At 41.4% G+C, this 20,001-nt stretch carries 18 protein-coding genes and 1 pseudogene; 17 read left to right on the plus strand and 2 right to left on the minus strand.

The window, feature by feature from the left end:
• The first annotated feature begins 97 nt into the window (after nucleotides 1–97).
• The 15 genes and pseudogenes from DABAL43B_RS05515 to DABAL43B_RS14210 all read left to right on the plus strand — a co-directional run bounded on the left by DABAL43B_RS05515 (nucleotide 98) and on the right by DABAL43B_RS14210 (nucleotide 14,916).
• Nucleotides 98–2,812 carry a type VI secretion system Vgr family protein gene (locus tag DABAL43B_RS05515; RefSeq protein WP_079691443.1) on the plus strand — a complete coding sequence of 905 codons (2,715 nt, stop codon included), beginning with the start codon at nucleotides 98–100 and terminating at the stop codon, nucleotides 2,810–2,812.
• 2 nt (nucleotides 2,813–2,814) lie between these two features.
• Nucleotides 2,815–3,678 carry a hypothetical protein gene (locus tag DABAL43B_RS05520; RefSeq protein WP_079691444.1) on the plus strand — a complete coding sequence of 288 codons (864 nt, stop codon included), beginning with the start codon at nucleotides 2,815–2,817 and terminating at the stop codon, nucleotides 3,676–3,678.
• Complete coding sequence (locus DABAL43B_RS05525) at nucleotides 3,671–7,117, plus strand: toxin VasX (protein WP_079691445.1); 3,447 nt, start codon at nucleotides 3,671–3,673, stop codon at nucleotides 7,115–7,117. Before DABAL43B_RS05520 ends, DABAL43B_RS05525 begins: the two co-directional genes overlap by 8 nt.
• 21 nt (nucleotides 7,118–7,138) lie before the next feature.
• Nucleotides 7,139–7,867, plus strand: a complete 729-nt coding sequence (locus DABAL43B_RS05530) for a DUF6708 domain-containing protein (RefSeq protein ID WP_079691446.1) — start codon at nucleotides 7,139–7,141, stop codon at nucleotides 7,865–7,867.
• The gene (locus tag DABAL43B_RS05535) at nucleotides 7,803–8,204 is read left to right on the plus strand and encodes a hypothetical protein (protein ID WP_145952504.1); all 402 of its coding nucleotides are present in this window, start codon (nucleotides 7,803–7,805) and stop codon (nucleotides 8,202–8,204) included. Before DABAL43B_RS05530 ends, DABAL43B_RS05535 begins: the two co-directional genes overlap by 65 nt.
• Nucleotides 8,205–8,452: 248 nt before the next feature.
• Nucleotides 8,453–9,490 (plus strand): hypothetical protein, encoded by a 1,038-nt coding sequence (locus DABAL43B_RS14305; RefSeq protein ID WP_197684673.1) that lies wholly within the window; start codon nucleotides 8,453–8,455, stop codon nucleotides 9,488–9,490.
• A 46-nt stretch (nucleotides 9,491–9,536) separates the two neighbouring features.
• Nucleotides 9,537–9,887: an IS630 transposase-related protein gene (locus tag DABAL43B_RS05545; RefSeq protein ID WP_079691448.1), complete on the plus strand. Its 351-nt coding sequence runs from the start codon at nucleotides 9,537–9,539 to the stop codon at nucleotides 9,885–9,887.
• 40 nt (nucleotides 9,888–9,927) lie between these two features.
• Nucleotides 9,928–10,446 (plus strand): transposase, encoded by a 519-nt coding sequence (locus tag DABAL43B_RS05550; RefSeq protein WP_079691449.1) that lies wholly within the window; start codon nucleotides 9,928–9,930, stop codon nucleotides 10,444–10,446.
• 25 nt (nucleotides 10,447–10,471) lie between these two features.
• Nucleotides 10,472–10,651: pseudogene (locus DABAL43B_RS05555) on the plus strand (transposase); the annotation flags it as partial.
• Between the two features lie 19 nt (nucleotides 10,652–10,670).
• On the plus strand, nucleotides 10,671–11,132 hold the full coding sequence (locus tag DABAL43B_RS05560; RefSeq protein WP_079691450.1) for a hypothetical protein: 462 nt from the start codon (nucleotides 10,671–10,673) through the stop codon (nucleotides 11,130–11,132).
• 333 nt (nucleotides 11,133–11,465) lie between these two features.
• Entirely contained in the window at nucleotides 11,466–11,825 is a 360-nt protein-coding gene (locus tag DABAL43B_RS05565; RefSeq protein WP_079691451.1) for a hypothetical protein, read from the plus strand.
• Nucleotides 11,826–11,878: 53 nt separating this feature from the next.
• Nucleotides 11,879–12,163, plus strand: a complete 285-nt coding sequence (locus DABAL43B_RS14150; RefSeq protein ID WP_145952505.1) for a hypothetical protein — start codon at nucleotides 11,879–11,881, stop codon at nucleotides 12,161–12,163.
• Between the two features lie 91 nt (nucleotides 12,164–12,254).
• Entirely contained in the window at nucleotides 12,255–13,304 is a 1,050-nt protein-coding gene (locus DABAL43B_RS05570; RefSeq protein ID WP_145952506.1) for a hypothetical protein, read from the plus strand.
• Nucleotides 13,305–13,383: 79 nt separating this feature from the next.
• On the plus strand, nucleotides 13,384–14,538 hold the full coding sequence (locus DABAL43B_RS05575) for a DUF6708 domain-containing protein (RefSeq protein ID WP_079691453.1): 1,155 nt from the start codon (nucleotides 13,384–13,386) through the stop codon (nucleotides 14,536–14,538).
• Between the two features lie 201 nt (nucleotides 14,539–14,739).
• A complete protein-coding gene (locus tag DABAL43B_RS14210; protein WP_171996327.1) occupies nucleotides 14,740–14,916 on the plus strand; it encodes a hypothetical protein in 177 nt (58 codons plus the stop codon).
• On the opposite strand, the gene DABAL43B_RS05585 is transcribed toward DABAL43B_RS14210, so the two are convergent.
• Both DABAL43B_RS05585 and DABAL43B_RS05590 read right to left on the minus strand, forming a co-directional pair.
• Nucleotides 14,913–15,794, minus strand: coding sequence for an IS3 family transposase (locus DABAL43B_RS05585; RefSeq protein WP_171996307.1), 882 nt, complete (start codon nucleotides 15,792–15,794; stop codon nucleotides 14,913–14,915). The two genes, DABAL43B_RS14210 and DABAL43B_RS05585, sit on opposite strands and share 4 nt — an antisense overlap.
• Nucleotides 15,791–16,102 (minus strand): transposase, encoded by a 312-nt coding sequence (locus DABAL43B_RS05590; protein ID WP_079690625.1) that lies wholly within the window; start codon nucleotides 16,100–16,102, stop codon nucleotides 15,791–15,793. The genes DABAL43B_RS05585 and DABAL43B_RS05590 overlap by 4 nt, the downstream gene beginning before the upstream one ends.
• A gap of 54 nt (nucleotides 16,103–16,156) precedes the next feature.
• On the opposite strand from DABAL43B_RS05590, the gene DABAL43B_RS05595 reads away from it, so the two are divergent.
• Both DABAL43B_RS05595 and DABAL43B_RS05600 read left to right on the plus strand, forming a co-directional pair.
• On the plus strand, nucleotides 16,157–19,042 hold the full coding sequence (locus DABAL43B_RS05595) for a contractile injection system protein, VgrG/Pvc8 family (RefSeq protein WP_079691455.1): 2,886 nt from the start codon (nucleotides 16,157–16,159) through the stop codon (nucleotides 19,040–19,042).
• Nucleotides 19,042–19,809, plus strand: coding sequence for a hypothetical protein (locus tag DABAL43B_RS05600; protein WP_079691456.1), 768 nt, complete (start codon nucleotides 19,042–19,044; stop codon nucleotides 19,807–19,809). Before DABAL43B_RS05595 ends, DABAL43B_RS05600 begins: the two co-directional genes overlap by 1 nt.
• The last annotated feature ends 192 nt before the right edge of the window (nucleotides 19,810–20,001 follow it).

A 20,001-nucleotide genomic window follows, 5' to 3' on the forward strand; every position in this document is an offset into this window, starting at 1 on the left:
TTACTAACGAATGCTTGGTTAACTGGCAATCTATATACAATTTGTGATCTTGCAATATTAAACTTTCCACCTTTGGACTGATAGAGAAGGGCTTGTCATGGTATGGACTCAAACAAAGCGGCATGTGCAACTGAGTAGTGCCCATCCTGATATTGCCACCAGTCTCATTCAACAGGCTGACTTGGTTGAAAGCTTACTTGGGATGCCATTGCCAGACAGTGTCTGGAGTAAGCCCGCGCTTATGCCAGCACCTACTACCTATCCAAGTCCATACCATCAAGACCAACGACAGCAATCTTATCAAGAGCGCCAGCTTGCTCTTTATTGCGGCTATCGTATTAGCATTACCCTACTGCATCCACGAGCAGGACTGGATATAACGCAATGGCTAGGACAAAGCCTAGCTATTCATTGGCATACGGGTGACACGCTACTGCCAAACCAAACCCGCCACGGTTTCATCACCGAAGCAGTAGCCCTTGGCAGCAACAGCGGTATGGCCGCCTACCGCATTATTTGCGAGCCTACGTTAAGCCAGTTACGTTTATCTAGCCATAACCGCCGTCATCATCATCTCAGTCTCAGTGAGTTAATTACTCAAATCATCAGTCCATATGATATGAACGTTGAGATTGACGAGCGCCTCAGTGATGACAGCAACTACCATATTCAGCACAGCGTGCAATACAACCAAACCGATTTGGCCTATCTGACCCAATATCTTGCCCTCTACGGCATCACCGGCTACTACCGTCATGAGAGCGACAAGCACACTCTAGTCTTACTACCTAGTGATGGCGAAATATTACGTCCAGACACAAATGGTATTCAAAGTATCTTAAGTCAAAACCCTGCCAACCTTGCTGATAGACAAGACCGCATCACTGCCATTCGTCCGCGTATTGCTCAGCATACTCAGCAAAGCGACCTACATCGTTATGACAGTCGCTTGATGAGTACTTATACCGGCAGTAGCAGTAGCGAGCAACCTATCGACTCATCAAACAGCACGCATCAGCGCTTTTTGCACAGTCATAGCCGTTTTGATGATGACAGTCTCGATAAGCTTGCCACCCGCTACCAGCAGAACGCGCAGCAGCGTGCCAATCTAGGCAGCTTAACTGGTAATATCCGTCACCTGAAACTACCAAGCGCGCATCATATCGATGGCAATCCTTATTTAACCGATCCCGTCAGTCTGGTTTCTATTCATCAGCACATTAACAATCATATTCCGGCAGATTGGCTAGGTATAGCCGCCTTTGATCCTATTACATTACAGCCAAATACCGACCATGAAAATGATGACGACAACGTTCATCACGTTACGGCTTGTTATCTACCATTTCCGCACCATTATCATATTCCTTATGGGGAACAGCTTGCTACACTTGGACAACCGCATCCGAGTCTAACAGGTCTTATGAGCGCCAGTATTATTGACACCGATAGCAGCGCCATTACTCATGACCGCAACCACCGTGCTCATATTAGATATCACTGGCAGCAAGAAGAAGGCAATGAACAAAGCAGTCATCAAAGCCAAGACAGCGCCCATTGGATACCCATTGCTAGTCATTTAGTCGCTGACCACATGGGACAAACCCATCCTTTGCGTCATGGCCAACATGTCCTGATTGACTTCATCGGTGGCGACATTACTCATCCCATCATCATTGGCAGCACCCATAACGGCCAAGGTAACTCTGATGCTCAGCATAATAGCATCGTCAGTGACACCGATACCCTTGATGCTACCAGTCCGACTTGGTTTATCAATCAAAGCCATGCTTATCCTATTGATGGCATCAAGACCCAAAGTATCGATAGCAGCCGAACAGGCGAGGCCACCAAAGACAGCCTTATTAACGGTTATAACCAGCTGATGTTTGACGTTCATCCTGACAGTCCGCAGATTAACGTCTATAGCAGCAGCTTCCAGTCTAGCCTAACCATCGGACATCTGTATCAGCATAGCGACCACACTCGCGGTCAAGCGCGTGGACAAGGCATCAGCATCGAAACCCAAGCCGCAGCCAATATGCAAGGCAGCACAGGCATTCATATTAGTAGCCATCAATCAGGCAGTCAATCAAAGCGGCACATGAGTCATGACAGCCATAGCAAACTGCAAGCTGCTGACCAGCATCAACAAGCCTACACGCAGCTTGCCGAGACTCATCAGCCAGTGGGACTAGAGGGCAGCAGCAAAGCCAATAACACCGCAGAACAGCAAACACCGTTTGCCCAGTTTAGCAAAGACACTAACGATATTACGCTTAGCGAATCTGGACAATGGCAAAAAGCCAACCTGCTCATTGACTCCCAGCGTCATCTCGCACTGTTAAGTGGACAACATAGTCAGCATACCAGTACAGAAAGCACGCATAGCCACGCCACCGACAACACCCATCATCACAGTCAAACCCAGATGAATCAACTGGTGGCAGGCAATATTCACTACTACTCAAACAAAGCTCAGACCCATACCGCTGCTCATGGCGATGTGACGATACAAGCGCATCAAGCGCAAATGCGCCTTGATAGTGAGCAAGTTCTACGTATCCATAGCCGAGACAGTATTGAGATTATCGCGCCTGATACGCTGACCCTAAAAGCGGCAGGTAGCGGTATTGAGATAGCAGGGGGTAATGTAACCTTTATCACACCGAAGCAAGTGGGCTATAAAGCCAGTAAGGTGGATTGGGGGAGTGGGGGTGAAAGTAGTCCAACGATTACTATGCCGCAAGATGAGCTGGCTGACTGTGTTGCAAAGACAGAGAGTGCTGGCAAAAAAGGCGGAGCCGTCTAGCTATGCTAATACCAAAAGTAGAGTTTCTTGATGATATTCAAGCAACTGACGATTATCAAAAGCAACTTAATGCTTTATATCTAACAGTTTCTGATAATCAATATCAGCAGCTTACTGTACTTGTTGATCTGAATGCTTACGGCACAGCAGTTTTTGATTTATTAGACTGCGGCATAGATTTGCCATTCGAGCGCATCAAACGTATTCATCATACTTTCAAAGATGATTTAGTACTCATCGACATTCAACTCAATAGCAGTACTGGTCAGCGTTTACTAGAGCAGCTACTGGCATTGGCACTATATGAAAACACCTATGATATATCTGATCATCCGCATAGTATTTGCCTGTGGCTGTTTGATCAACCAATCACCGAAATGCTCAAACATAGTATATACCTGATAGGACAAGCATATGGGCTAGGTTCAAACAAACGACGCTATCTACGTTACTGGGATCCAAGAGTACTCGCGCTACTAACCCACATCTGGACAGCTGAGCAAAAACTACAGATATATCAATTGGGACTGGCGCACATTCATTATGTGGACTGGAACAATACCTTTAGACAGATAATGCTACCAACACCTATTGAGGTATATCCAACCGGTACGCGAACTGCATTAGAGCAACTTAAGCCATTACCTTTTAGATTTAGTCAACAGCAGTGGCAAGTGCTTGAGCAGGTGGAGTGGATGAATATGATACTGCGGCAATTAAAGGATCAGATGACCATGACGGACAATATTTTAAAGATAGTCATATCAGAAGCATTACTCATTGCTCAGCGTCAAATGACTCAACAGCAGGCTATTGATAATATTGTTAAAGACTTAGAGCAGTTAGAAGGGGTAGGGTATGAGTAAAGATATATCTGAAATTATGAAAGATATGACTAACGATCATAAAAAAGATTTAACAAGACAAAAGCAAGCTGAAATAGAACAAGCTCGAAAAGATCGTGAAAGAGAACGACATAACACTGTTCAAATTAAAGACGAAGATATCCCAGTAAGCTTAATTAGATATTGTGATTATGATTGTGAAAAGTTTGGCATTCCCATACTTCCTGTTTTTTTTAGTAGATTAGATTACAAATTGTCTTCTAAAGATGAAAGGTTTTTTGATCACCCTTTGACAAACAAATCTAGTAAACATGATGCGATTACTAGTATGCCTAATCGAACGTATTTATACGTTTATGTAGAGAATACAAACTCATGGATTGAGTACTACTGTGGTAAAGATGGCGCTTTTAGTATATTGAATATATATGAAAGATATGCATTAGAGACAACGGAACGTAAGACTGACGGTGATAGATATATTTATCAAGAGGAACATGCTGATCCAGATTCCGAGCAACCCTTTAACTGTTCAAAATCTGCGCACAGTACCTTAGCGACTAAATATATAACCGTAAATGTAGGAGATATAAATTGGTTAATGATTAGCCATACAAAACTGAGTAAAGGGGCTCTAAAAAGGTACTCTGATGATAAACAGCGACGAAGCAAACGAATGCAGAGTTTTGTAGGTAGAAGTCTAACTAACAATGTTAACACAGTAGAGATGACGAATAGAGAGATAGGCTATATTGAAAGTTTTTATCGTCGTAAAGAGTTATCAAAAGAAAGTGGCAGCCTTGATTCAAAAACGAATATGCAAGAAAAGTCTTCGGATGCAGTACATACATATTCTCAAGAGGATCATTCCAAAACAGTAGCTGCAGTTAGTTATACAGACTCTTATGAGGTCAAGGGTCAAAGTCAGATAGCTAATAAACTGTTCGAACATATGAATAACATTGCTATCTTGAATAAGAGAATACTACCTGAAAGCAAACCCATGATGGTCGCCCTACCAGATCCTGTAGGCGAAGTGATCGCGGCAGCAGAGAAGCGAAATTACTTACTTAGCCAGCTCAGTGAGATATCAGAAGACAAAGACCATAGTCGTAAAGTTATTAATGCTTTGATTATAAAAAATCTTGAAAAATCGAGCATAAAGACCACTCAGTTTGAAGATAAAAAAGTATTTAACTGGGGGGATAGTGATTATGTAGGGACATTACTCAATATAGGTTTTTCAGATACTGATCCAGATGATTTAATATACCCCCACATTAATATCAGTAGCTACAAGTCTTATCTAAAAGCTTCTCAAAAAATAATTGACCTTAAAAATAAAATTGTTAGTGCTCGTCAAGTCTTTGTCAAAGCCATTACTAGTGAAGAGTTTAAATTCGTTCTAGAAAGTGATTTCGATATCGAGCTTTTACATGATGAGGAAACAGCTAAAGGCTTCGAAGCTATAGTCGCGGGTTGTACTGCTGGTTGCGGTATTGATGATAGTAATCTTGGAATACCGCAAAGTATCCTTGATGCGTTTGAAACTGCTGCACCTAAAAGTAACGTTGCTGCCGACGAGGAGTTTAAAGCAGCATTATTACCTCAACTTAGTGCAGGTATTGATATAAACCAGAACTGGCTACTCAAAGCGCTCGGTGGCTTAGATAAAGAGTTGGTTGAAATACTCTATAACTTTAGTAAACAAGATAGAGCTTCGGAAGCAACAGGTGCAGGTATTGGCTACATCAGTGAAAAAATCAGCGTAACTTGGCTGAATAAAATTACAGTAGATAATAAACGTAGTGCCCTTGAAAACAAAGATAAATTAATCAAAACTTTAAGTCAAAACTTATTGAAGCTCAGTTTTTACGATCCAAAAGCTTTTCGGGCTTTGTATAAAACACTTGAACTTAGTATCTATGGTCATTCAGGAGTAGTGGTCGTTCCTATAAAGATTACGGCCACAGCAGATACTATGGCTGCCTTTGCAAATTTCGCCTTAGGTGCAGTATTTCCGAAATCAGTAGTTAGCAAAATTAACGCCAAGGCTAATAAAGCTAGACAAGGTATCACCAATGTTGTGGAAGCTGCTACCGATACTACGATTGTACGTACTCCAAAGATTAACAGTCCGCAGCAATCTGAAACTTTTGTTGCATACTATTTTGATGAAGCTTATTCAACAGGTAAAGGGATGGATTCCTTAAACCAGCTAAATGACGGTCAACGATCCATTAACCTTGACAAGCTAGATGCTAAAGCATTAGCAGCTGAAGCCATTAAGTGGCACAATAATGTCCAAAAAGTAGCGAATGGGGGTATAGGTGTAGTGTCTGGTTTTATCGCATATTTCCAGTTAAATGCAGTGATTGCCAGTATGCCAGCCATTGCCAGATTGAAATACGCAGGTAACCCGCTACGGCTAACGGAGGTGCAGTTAGGGACAATAAGCTCAGGGCTTGCACTGGTCACCGCTAGTATGGATGTTACCGCTTCAGGCGCAGGCGTACTGGGCAAAACCGGTTTTGCAAATAGACTGGTATATCGGGCAGGGTGGATAGGGATAATTGGCGCAACATTTGAGGTGGGCAGTTTAGCCATTTATGGCTATCGTAAGTTTAATGATGGTAATGTAACATCTTCAGCGTTAACAGTAGGTTCAGCTTTCTCGATAGGTGCTTCAGCTTATGCTGGATTAAACCTAGGGTTGTTAGCGATAGCATCGCCAACTGCGCTGCCTGCGTTACCATTATTGGCAATAATGTTCGTTGGCATGACGCTAAGTTATGTCTTTCAACGCTTGGCCTTCAAATTTGATGATAAAAACAATACCTTGATAGAATACTGGCTAGACAACAGTGTCTTTGGTCATAAAGCCATGCGAGGACAAGACTATTATCTGATAAATCCGTTCCAGACACAGTCAGCGTTTATCAGTTTGGAGCAAGATATTAGTGGCTTTATCACCGCTTGCACCTTATTTTTAGCCAATAATCGCCTGCAAACCTTTCAAGGTAGGATGCCTGTGGAGCACAAAGCAAACTCAAATAGTGAGATAAGGCTGCCACCAGTATTTGAAAGTGTGCGAGAGCATCTGACCTTATTCGAAAGTAAGATACTCATTGGAAACTGGGATAAAGCAAGCCAGTTGACTATAGAAGTAGTCGCTGACAAAAATGGTAGCGAACAAAGCCTATATAAAGCGACATTCTATAACTCCGCCACTGGCAAACCCTCTGCTAGTAATATCACATCACTGGCTATCGAGGAGTTGATGCCTATAGTGACTCAAAAAGAGTCAGAACATCAGTTTTTCATTGATACGCAGTTATTAAAGTTTGAACCCCATAATATTAACAAGGCAAAGGTGATTGTTACTTATACTCCTGATACTAGCCGCAATCCGCCATACCCTCTAAAAGACGTTAGCTATTTAGACAATAATAGCTACTAAAGAAAGGTTGCAAATAAAACAATGATCTACAATCCTCCTAATAATACCCATCCTATCGAGAAACTCCTTAGTCGACCTTATGAGGAAACCTTACCTGCTTATCGAGAAAAGATACCTAGTATAGAGAAGCTAAGCCGTTATGTGCATGAAGTAAATCCAGATTATCTACTGTTTCATCCGATTATTAATTCACATCAATTGGTTAGTTTTTTAATGGCTTATACCTTTAGTTGGATTTTTGGGCAAGGTTTTTTTTTCTTTCTAGTAGTAATATTTAGTTATATATTTGTCAAGAATTTTGAATACGCAGCGTTGTTTTTAATAATCATGCTTATCTTGTTTCTGATAGTTTTTGGTTTTGGATCATACTTGGTTTTAAGTCAACTTAAAGATAAGAGATCCTACTACAATAAAATCTTATTATTAAAAAGCACCCAACAGATTGCCTATTACGAACACAATCGCAAGCAAGCTCCTATTTTTCATCTTATTAACTACAAAGACATTGTTGCTTCGGTTCGACGTAATAATGGCGTTGTCTTTGAAGCCCTGAACTTGCATGTGACTGACCCCAAAACAAAAGAAGTTGTTCAAAGTATCAATCTTGAAGACATGCAGCTAAGTCCTTATGACCAATGGTCGTTTATCCGTACCTATATGGAACGTCCAGCAAACGAGCTGCCGCTTGACCCCCCGATATGCCCACGCCTGTCCAACCGATGTCAGTACCTCGCTCCTTGCCTGTGCTGACATTGCTCAAGAAAAAAAGAACAAAGACTTAACAGGGCTACGTCATGAAGTGACGGTTATGGGCTGGTTGCGAGCTTGTACTATTAGCTTTTTAGACCTTGCCGAAGGCAACATTTATCAATCGAGTGCCAACTCAGCACTACATCCTGAAGTGCAACGCAGACTCATGTGGGATGGTCAAAACAATCCGTATAACATCTTACCTGTCACCGCAGAGCGCCAATCAGCCTTTGCTAAGCAAAATAAAGCCGTTAAGCGGAAATGGTATTCAGGCATTGCTATTAATGCAACGTGGTTTATTGGCTCGATACTGTATGTGATGTTAGTAATTGCTTAGATGAGAAATTATCAGCCAATGTCAATTAGACAATACGAGAACCAATAAAAAATGAATAACTACATCATCAGACCTCAAGAAATCTATTGACTGGAGCGCTATAGTTCAGCCGCTTACTTTGAAGAGATGCGCGATGCTTTTGCGAATATGCTGAATACGCTCTAGAGCTGTTTGTCAATGATTTACCGTTTGATTACCGTACGCGTCCTATCAACAGACAACCTGATATTGTCTGGGGCGAGCGGGTATTGCCGAATTTACGCAATACTTTAGACAGTCTTAACGTCGGCTATCAAGAGCTGTTAAAAGGAGACTTAGCGGCAATAGGCTATGGCGGTAATGTAAAAAGTGATTTTCGGGCTATCAGTATGGATTACGATATCGACTGGATGCCTGAGCAGCAACAACTGGATTATTATAAATGGGAAAGAGAGGCAAGCTTACGTGCCTTTAACATGAAAATAACCAGTTACTTTGGCTGGTGTCTTTACGGTTTAATAGAAAATTACAGTATTGAATCAAGAGGACCGCTCAATCCACCTGAATCAAGGCCTATCTATAGCCTAAACCAACAATATAGCGTTAAGACAGATGAGATCGTCCCTGTTGCAGGCATTTATGTACCAAATCGAGCAGATGCCAGTGCCCAAGTGCTATTAGATGGCATGTTAGCAAATGAAGCTAATGTCGGTTATGATCCTGATACGACACACGCTGTCGGTGATGCAGCGGTCACGTGGATGCTAGTCGAGCGTATCGCTGATAGTGGTGGTGGCAGTAGTGCAATACCGGAATCTTCACGTTGTGAGGCAGATAAGCCCTGTCCGCAGACGGGTCTTTGGTGGTCACCTGCGAGTCAGGAACTGCAGCACTTTCAAGCAGATGACATCATGCCAGACATGACTATAGAGATATGGGAAACCATTTGGTATTTTAATGAAACCAATCCGATGGATATTCAACCTACTACTAATTATATAAAAAGGGAAAGAGTAAGGCGCCCCAAAGCTTACAAACGACACAATGGAAATGCGTATTTAAATAGCTATGTTAAATATGCATTTCTTACTATTATCATAATAGATACCACAATTCTGCTTTTTGTTGAACACACCTGTGGACCAGTGGTCTATGGGCAGTTATTAAAGGCTATCTTTATGCAGGCGCTGTGTTTGTTTATGCTCACGGATTCCAAATTGTTACTTGCGTTAGCTAGTATCGTCAATAGGCCGCTTGTGTTTGCTGATATTGCCAATAGACCGTTAGCTATAGTAAAACCCACTTAAAAGTGTTATAAGCTAATTATCAAATCCAATTGTTATTATAAAGACCATGACTTACTCACTAGATTTTCGTAGACAAGTACTAAAAAGCTTAGACGAGGGTATGACCTTTGTTCAAGCGGCTGAATTCTACAATCTCAGCCCAACCACCATACAAAACTGGAAGAGACGTGTTCATAGCAAAATAACCAGGCAAACTAAGCCCTATAAAATACCAGATGACGTGCTACTTAATGACGTCAAAGAACATCCTGATGATTACCAGTATGAGCGAGCACGTCGTTTAAACTGTAGTAAAACAGGTATTTATCACGCCTTAAAGCGTCTTGGCATCAGTCAAAAAAAAGACACTGGAGTATCCAAAAGCGTGCCCGATAAAAAGAGCGACTTATCAAGGTAAGCTGGAAAGTTTTACGCACCAAGGCTACCCCATTGTATATATGGATGAAAGTGGCTTTGAGGCTGAAACCATTCGTCCTTACGGCTATGCACAGATAGGCAAACCTTGTATTGATCGCTACAACTGGCAAGCAAAAAAGCGAACTAACGTCATCGGTGCTCTCTATGAAAAGATACTGTTTGCGCTTGATTACTTTGAGCACAATATTAACAGCAGCACATTCTACTACTGGTGCAAACACACGCTGATCCCAAGTCTTAAAACCAAATGCGTGATAGTCATGGATATGAGCGAGGATAAAGCAAAGCACTGCTTTGCCCGAGCGCAAGGCGAGAGCTGTGCTCGAGTGACTCGGTTTCATAAGAACAAACGCATTCAAAAGCTACTCAATAGACATGGGCATCGTATTCTCTGGCTGCCACCGTACAGCCCAGACTTGAACCCTATCGAGAAAAAATGGGCTCAGGTGAAGTTTCTACGCCAAGGCTGGATGCAAAATGACTTATCTAAATTATTTTATGATATTTGTCCTGGCCATAACAGTTTTATTTTGAACTGACTATAGCTTTCATAAGCGAGTCCAAAGACTACTCAACAGGCACGGTCACAGGCTTCTATTCTTACCGCCTTACAGTCCTGATCTAAATCCCATTGAAAAGAAATGGGCTCAAGTGAAGTTTCTACGTCAAGGTTGGATGGAAAACGACTTATCTAAATTGTTTTATGATATTCATCCAAAACATAACTCTTTTATGGTGCAGTGACTATACTAGGAATTAAGCTGTGAAAAAAATAAGAGTATTTTTACATTTATTATCATTTATATTCTTTACCTCATTGCTTTTCTATTGGTTTTTAAGCGATATGGATAAATCAAAAAATGAAATTTATGGAGTTTTAGGTGCTTATTTATTATTTGTAATTCCTCCTATTCTAAGTTTAGCGTTACAGTATGAAGTAAGTAAAGATAGGATGTTTTTTATTAAATTTATAAATAGTAATACTGAAAATCTGAAGATGGACGACTACCTTCGTATTTCTTTCCTATTGTTTTATCATCTAGGAGCCTATACTGGTGTTGAATTAAGAAAAATATTATTAAAAAAGAATTATAGAAAGACAGATATGGTGCATTTAGAGTTGATAGGAGAGATCATTAAGAGAAAAAAAATTCTGCTGGCCATATTGATGGTTCAGTTAATAATGATAATTGCACTGTTTAGTAGTTATTTTTTTATAAAATAAGATAATGTCCGAAAGAATAAAGGTAAAATCCGAGAGCAAGTTAATGCCATTATTATTGATAATATTAAAAGTAGCATAGAAGCTGTTAATCAATCATCAGTTCATGAACAACATGGTTATTCAAGAGCAGGACTTAGTCGTAATCATAAGGAAGTATCAGTAGTTGGACGAAACATCTATAATTACATTAACGAATCAAAATTCAAAGCTGTCTTAGCATCTGCAAAAAAAAGCCGTAAAGATAAAGAATCTATTGCCAAAGCTAGGCAAGTATTCATAGATACCATTGGCTATGACAAAAACAAACAGGGCACACTAGACTTCGCTTTTGTCATGCGTGAAGACTTTATAGAAAATGATCCAGACTGTCACGCAGGATATGCCCAAATTATCGCTGAAGCGATTCAAGGTATCGGTATTGATGAAAGTAACATTGGCATACCAGATGCCATATGGGCAGACTATAAGTCCGAGCAAGCAGCAGGCATAACAGCCAAGCAAGAGTTTGAGCAGACGTTATTACCCTGTCTCTCAGGAGAAAAACCACCTGAAGACAATTGGCTATCTAAAGCCTTAATCGGCCTAAATTCCGAAGATAATCACAAAATGCAAGATGCGCCAGCATATGAAAACTTCGCGCGCGCGAGTGACTTTATTGGTACAGCAACAACTGGTCACTTGAACATACGCTAAAGCAATTTGACCATGCTGTGGCTGGCGAAGATATTGACCTACGGGATAACTAAATGATAGACATCAATGGCAGAAACCCCTTTGCAAAATTTACTTATAGAGAAGTTAATCAAAAGCTAGATAATAATTTTGGAATGGGCTTAGGTGGTCGAGTCAGAGAGCTTAATGACTTTAAATGGCTTGATAAAAACCATCGTTATGACGTACCACTTTATCCTCAGCGTACCGTCGTACAGTTTAATTCCACCTATATGGAGTTAACAGGACGTCAAGATAGAATACGCGGGGATGTCACGTTTAAGGCGCTATCAGAATGCTGTCGATATTGCCTCAAATGAGTTCGTTAAGATAATAGAACCGCGAATAGCAGCAGATAGTATATCGAACAAACTAGCTACGGGTGGTACATTGGTGCAGGCTATAGCCTGTATGAGCTTGGCTGCTGGTATTTATAGTAATTCTACAGAGCAAGGACTACAAAAAGCAATGGTATCTGAGAGCGGTGCAAAGCTTATTGCTGGTATCGGCTTTTTATATGGCGGAATATTAGATCAACGCGGTGCTATACAAGGTATAAAAGTTAAAAATCCAGCACTTTCAGCTGCGACAAAAGAATCACTAGATGAATCTATTGCTAAAAATGCTACATGGGCGAAAAGACTTAACATAGGCGCTGCTGTTATATTCTCTGGCTTTGATTTTTACCATGCCTATGATGAAGCTGCAAATAAAGGCAATGCAATAATGTCAGGACTATATTTTGTGTCTGGAGTTTCAGGTATTGGTGCAGTAGTGGCAGTCGGTTTAGAAGGTGGCATAATATTATTTGGTGCTAGTATCAGTTGGACAGGTATAGGTATCGTCTTATTTGTTATTGCTATTGGTGTTGGATTTTTAATCGCTAGATTCACTTTATCGCCTATTCAAGAATGGATACAGAACAGTATTTGGGGCAGCGATAGCCTACAGTTATCTCATGCAGCAGATATAGCAGCGTATAAAGCAGCTATTGAAAGTATAACAGCAACATCCGATGATAATGATCAATCAACCAGCAGTGGCTCAGATACTAGCAATAGCTCTGTGAATTCAACAAACAATCAAAAAGCTACATCTAACTCTAATACTGATATACCTGATTATCAATATTTTGAAGCTGACAAGCCACTCGACTATAAAGATATTGAGTATGAGCCTGTTGAGTATAGTCCCGAAGTAAAACGAGAGCTTGAACTTGCGAGACAAAGCCTTGAAAGACAAAGTGACGATTATAAAATTACAGGTATTCCACCAACACCAACACCAACACCAAAATCAAAAGAAGCATTTAGCGTAGATTTCAGAAAAGGTGACCGAACTGAACTTGTCATGAAACAAAAAGATACTCTACCTATTCATGATCAAAAAGCGGAAGAAAAAGCACGAAGACTGAAAAAACTACGACGTCAATTAGAGGCGTTAGAGAAGAATAAAAACTAACGTCTATTTTAGTTTATATCGTGTTTAAATCAAAACTTTCATGAAAATGACTACATAATTGAGAACTTGAGACTACATTATGCTTATTGACCTTGCTGGACGTTCAAAAAACAAAACTTATAACACTATAGGTCAGCCCTATAAAAAAGAGTATGAGGTCCACCGCTTATACCAGCAACAGAACTACGAATTACCACTACGTCCACAGCGTACGGTTGTACAGTTTAACAGTACTTCTATGGAGTTGGTCGATAGATGGGAGTCTGAAAAAGGTTCATTAGTAGTAACATATACATTAGGCTTACTATTAGGACTCTTTGGATTAGGTGTATGCACTTTAATATTTTTTAAAGAGTTATTTGATCATGGTTTTAACTGGGCTATAGTAGCTTTTTTTATCTTAATAGTTATATTAATAGCAGGTGTTTGGCTCGGTATAAAAATACTAAGCCGCGAATTATTTACCTATACCTATTTCCCAGTACGCTTTAACCGCAAAAACGGTAAAGTCTATGTTATTGGTGCGAATAAACAAGTGGAAACCTACGACTGGAACAAACTAAAGATCCATATGCAGAACGATATCAACGCTCCTTGGGATGTACGCTGTTGTGACGTAGATAATGCCGGTATTATTCAGCGCACCTTTAGCTTACCTTTTAGACATACCAGCCCTAATGAGTTTTTAAAACACCACTTTGCCTTTGTCAACGCTTATATGAACAGTAAGACCGACAAAGACATTAAACAAGTGGCGGACAGTATCAGACATGTCTTTCCCATTCATCGGCGCAAAGAGATCTTGCAAGAGAGTATTGAGCGCAGTCGGTTTGAATATCATAGCAGATGGAAAGATATGGAATACCCTGAAACTAGCTTGAAAATCGATTTGCACTATCTAGCGTCCACGCCTTTTTGGTTACTAAAGCTATTGGGACGTCGCTTAGCCGTATTAACCTGTACCACACCGCACTTTCCTTTTGAGATAGAGGCTGAGTGTGATATAAATCCTAATGATAAATTTGATTTAAATAAAAACCCGCCCAATCCGCCAAGGCGAGAGTACAGCTTACTAGAGAAAGCAGGTATTGGCGTGCTACTTGTCATAGGTTCAATTATTGGCTTGTCTGTCTTTGCCTTATTTATAGATATCATGGGCGCGGCAAGACCGCATGGCGACTATCCAAGCTTCTTTAAGATGCTTTGGGATGTATTGTTGTTTCGGTGGTTGTGAGTTTAAATACTAAACTAGTCATTAAAATTAACTATGAGAAGAGTGATATAGAAGTTACATAGCCATAGATAGGGAATAAGAAGTTTTTTATCAAACCGTGCCCATCCTGATATTGCCACCAGTCTCATTCAACAGGCTGACTTGGTTGAAAGCTTACTTGGGATGCCATTGCCAGACAGTGTCTGGAGTAAGCCCGCGCTTATGCCAGCACCTACTACCTATCCAAGTCCATACCATCAAGACCAACGACAGCAATCTTATCAAGAGCGCCAGCTTGCTCTTTATTGCGGCTATCGTATTAGCATTACCCTACTGCATCCACGAGCAGGACTGGATATAACGCAATGGCTAGGACAAAGCCTTGTAGTGGTCAACTAATTTAGGACACCTGATAAGAGGTTTTTATTAAAGTATCGTTTCTCTTTTTCTAGCGGTGTTAAATAATCGTTGAAAGTATGCGGTCTCACGGTTTGATAATAGCCCCAGATATAATTACTGATGGCGATCTTAGCTTCAGTAATATTCTCATAACCGCCCTTTGGCATCCATTCAGTCTTAAAACTTCTAAAGAAGCGTTCAGTAGGCGCGTTGTCCCAACAATTACCACGACGACTCATACTCTGTGTCATACCTTCACAACTCGCCACGGATTCAGCAAACTTCTTACTGGTGTAATGGGTTCCCTGATCAGAGTGAAACAGCACTCCAATTGGCTGTAAGCGCGTCTGATATGCCATCTGCAGCGCTTTGGTTGTCAGCATACTGTCAGGCGAATCTGACACGGCAAAGCCAACAATACGACGGGCATATAAATCTAAAACAACAGCTAAATAGCACCAGCCGCCTTTGATACGAATATATGTGACATCGCCCGTCCAGACTTGATTGGGTGCTGTTTGACTGAAATTTCTATTTAAGATATTGTGATGCGTTTTATGCGCCTCGTCAGCGTGCTTGTATTTATGCATCTTTAACTGACAGCTTTTAAGCCCCATCTGCGCCATGAATTTACCTGCTATATAGCGGGTCAGCTTGATGCCGTGTTCATTCATTAGTATGGCGGCAATGCTGCGAGCGCCTGCTGATTGCTTTGAGTCGTTAAATATTTGACGAATTAATGCCTTGTGCTTGACGGTTTCAAGACTGATGGGCTTGGGCTGCATGCCATAGTAGTAATTGCTTTTCATCACGCCAAACAGCTTGAACAAAAGGCTTTTACTCACCTGTTTATCTTGCTCTGCCAGATTTCTTATCAACGATAGCCGTTCAGACTGTCCAATGCCAGCAGAGCAGAAGCCTTTTTTAGAATGTCACGCTCCATAGTCAGCCGCTTAACTTGTTTGCGCAATTCTTGAAGTTCTCGCTGTTCATCCGTTAAAGCGTTGCCGACTTTAGGTGCTTGGCCACTCATTTCTTGACGGTATTGACTCAGCCATTTCTGCAAGGTGGATTTACCTATCCCTAAGGAATCGGCCACATCAGGTATGGTGCGGTTGTGATCAACAACTAAGCTGATGGCTTCTAATTTAAATTCTCGGGTATATTGATTGCGTTTGTTGGTCATACTATTTTCCTCTTTGGGTTAGTATAAACCTCTTACGTGCTGTCCTAATTTATTATGCCACTACACCTAGCTATTCATTGGCATACGGGTGACACGCTACTGCCAAACCAAACCCGCCACGGTTTCATCACCGAAGCAGTAGCCCTTGGCAGCAACAGCGGTATGGCCGCCTACCGCATTATTTGCGAGCCTACGTTAAGCCAGTTACGTTTATCTAGCCATAACCGCCGTCATCATCATCTCAGTCTCAGTGAGTTAATTACTCAAATCATCAGTCCATATGATATGAACGTTGAGATTGACGAGCGCCTCAGTGATGACAGCAACTACCATATTCAGCACAGCGTGCAATACAACCAAACCGATTTGGCCTATCTGACCCAATATCTTGCCCTCTACGGCATCACCGGCTACTACCGTCATGAGAGCGACAAGCACACTCTAGTCTTACTACCTAGTGATGGCGAAATATTACGTCCAGACACAAATGGTATTCAAAGTATCTTAAGTCAAAACCCTGCCAACCTTGCTGATAGACAAGACCGCATCACTGCCATTCGTCCGCGTATTGCTCAGCATACTCAGCAAAGCGACCTACATCGTTATGACAGTCGCTTGATGAGTACTTATACCGGCAGTAGCAGTAGCGAGCAACCTATCGACTCATCAAACAGCACGCATCAGCGCTTTTTGCACAGTCATAGCCGTTTTGATGATGACAGTCTCGATAAGCTTGCCACCCGCTACCAGCAGAACGCGCAGCAGCGTGCCAATCTAGGCAGCTTAACTGGTAATATCCGTCACCTGAAACTACCAAGCGCGCATCATATCGATGGCAATCCTTATTTAACCGATCCCGTCAGTCTGGTTTCTATTCATCAGCACATTAACAATCATATTCCGGCAGATTGGCTAGGTATAGCCGCCTTTGATCCTATTACATTACAGCCAAATACCGACCATGAAAATGATGACGACAACGTTCATCACGTTACGGCTTGTTATCTACCATTTCCGCACCATTATCATATTCCTTATGGGGAACAGCTTGCTACACTTGGACAACCGCATCCGAGTCTAACAGGTCTTATGAGCGCCAGTATTATTGACACCGATAGCAGCGCCATTACTCATGACCGCAACCACCGTGCTCATATTAGATATCACTGGCAGCAAGAAGAAGGCAATGAACAAAGCAGTCATCAAAGCCAAGACAGCGCCCATTGGATACCCATTGCTAGTCATTTAGTCGCTGACCACATGGGACAAACCCATCCTTTGCGTCATGGCCAACATGTCCTGATTGACTTCATCGGTGGCGACATTACTCATCCCATCATCATTGGCAGCACCCATAACGGCCAAGGTAACTCTGATGCTCAGCATAATAGCATCGTCAGTGACACCGATACCCTTGATGCTACCAGTCCGACTTGGTTTATCAATCAAAGCCATGCTTATCCTATTGATGGCATCAAGACCCAAAGTATCGATAGCAGCCGAACAGGCGAGGCCACCAAAGACAGCCTTATTAACGGTTATAACCAGCTGATGTTTGACGTTCATCCTGACAGTCCGCAGATTAACGTCTATAGCAGCAGCTTCCAGTCTAGCCTAACCATCGGACATCTGTATCAGCATAGCGACCACACTCGCGGTCAAGCGCGTGGACAAGGCATCAGCATCGAAACCCAAGCCGCAGCCAATATGCAAGGCAGCACAGGCATTCATATTAGTAGCCATCAATCAGGCAGTCAATCAAAGCGGCACATGAGTCATGACAGCCATAGCAAACTGCAAGCTGCTGACCAGCATCAACAAGCCTACACGCAGCTTGCCGAGACTCATCAGCCAGTGGGACTAGAGGGCAGCAGCAAAGCCAATAACACCGCAGAACAGCAAACACCGTTTGCCCAGTTTAGCAAAGACACTAACGATATTACGCTTAGCGAATCTGGACAATGGCAAAAAGCCAACCTGCTCATTGACTCCCAGCGTCATCTCGCACTGTTAAGTGGACAACATAGTCAGCATACCAGTACAGAAAGCACGCATAGCCACGCCACCGACAACACCCATCATCACAGTCAAACCCAGATGAATCAACTGGTGGCAGGCAATATTCACTACTACTCAAACAAAGCTCAGACCCATACCGCTGCTCATGGCGATGTGACGATACAAGCGCATCAAGCACAAATGCGTCTTGACAGCGAACAAGTACTACGCATCCATAGTCGAGACAGTATTGAGATTATCGCCCCTGACACGCTGACCCTAAAAGCGGCAGGTAGCGGTATTGAGATATCGGGTGGTAATGTGACCTTTATCACGCCTGCTCAGGTAGGCTATAAGGCGAGTAAGGTGGATTGGGGTAGTGGAGGTGGTATTGGCTTTCCTGCTGTACATTTGCCAACGGCAAACCTGCTTGAGAATAGTGAAATAATTAACCCATTAGTAAAGGTATTTCCACACATTTTCCCACCTTGTCATAATATTCTAGCTTCTATTGAAAAGTTAGATGGCAGCCGTTTCGAGAGCTGTAATGAACTCAAATTTACAAGTGGTATGATTGCTGAGAAATGGTTGGCTGCTAATGGAAAAATTTATTTTATTCCTCAATCTGATATTGCAGGCAATTACACTATATTTATAAATAATGAGCCTTACTCATTAAGTGACGATGTTTTTTTATCTGAACAACCAAAAGATATTATCCAATCTACTTATGATCAATTACAAGTCTTGAATGACATGGGAGCGCAATATGAATCTGAATTTGGGAAAGGAAGTAGTTGCGATATATCATTAAATACAGGTTTAAATAGGTATAGCATAATACTTGATTATATTGAGTCAGCTAATTGGAACCGAGATGATATGAATAAGTTGATTAATATAATGCAAGGCGTATCTATAGATTTTACGGAGAAATACTAATGCCGAAAGCTGCTCCCATATATGAAGAATTGACAGGAGGTGTTCATATTGTCACTTTACCTGGTTCTAGCATAAGAATGACTCCAATACTTCAAAGAGGAACATCGGTACCTTGGCATTTTAGGCATACTGTAGAAGAGGCTCAAGAAGAAGGAGGTTTTGACGTTTGTATTAATGCTCAGTGGTACGATCTTTCTCTTGGTACTACAGGCAATGAAGGAATTGCTGTATTGGGTACAGGTGAAAGATATGGTAGTAGTTTTCCTAGCCTATGGAGCGTTTCACAAACTAGTAACTATAAGTGGGTTGTTCAATACGGAGATCCGCCCAGCAACGCATACACGGGTATCGGAGGATTATGCCCTCTAGTTATTGACAACTTAAAATATGGCGAAAACAATCAATACAGTCGTCAACTTGTTAATTCTGTTCCGAGAGGTGAGCCATTAGCGCGTCATAGACAGTTCCTTACGCAAAGAAGTTCTGCTAGATTTGCAGCATTAAATATTGCAAAAAATAAAGGTAAGGCAGGATTTGGAATACTGTTGGACGGTAGTGTTGTAGTGATTGTTGAACAGGATGATACAGCTAAATTAACATATTATGAGTTTCGAGACTTGTTTGTAGAACGTAACTGTATTCATGCAATGGGATGCGATGGTAGTGACTCGGTTTTTTTATATTATGACAACACTTGGGAAGTAAGCGCTAGTTTCATAAAAAATAATACTCAAACCTCTGGACTAGGATTTAGAATTGATGGATAGCTATAAAAAGAATAAGCTTAAAATTGTGTTTTTTATTATATTACTCTCTATGTGTATCGTATTGAATATTACCTATGTTTCAGTTTTCTTATTAGAATCCAAATATAGTTTTATTTGGTTATGGGCTTCTAAATCGTCAGCAAAAATTTATCAGTTATATTATATAGCTTTTATATTTAACTGTTTAATTTG

This window comes from Psychrobacter sp. DAB_AL43B (genome assembly GCF_900168255.1).
Classification (GTDB): Bacteria; Pseudomonadota; Gammaproteobacteria; order Pseudomonadales; family Moraxellaceae; genus Psychrobacter.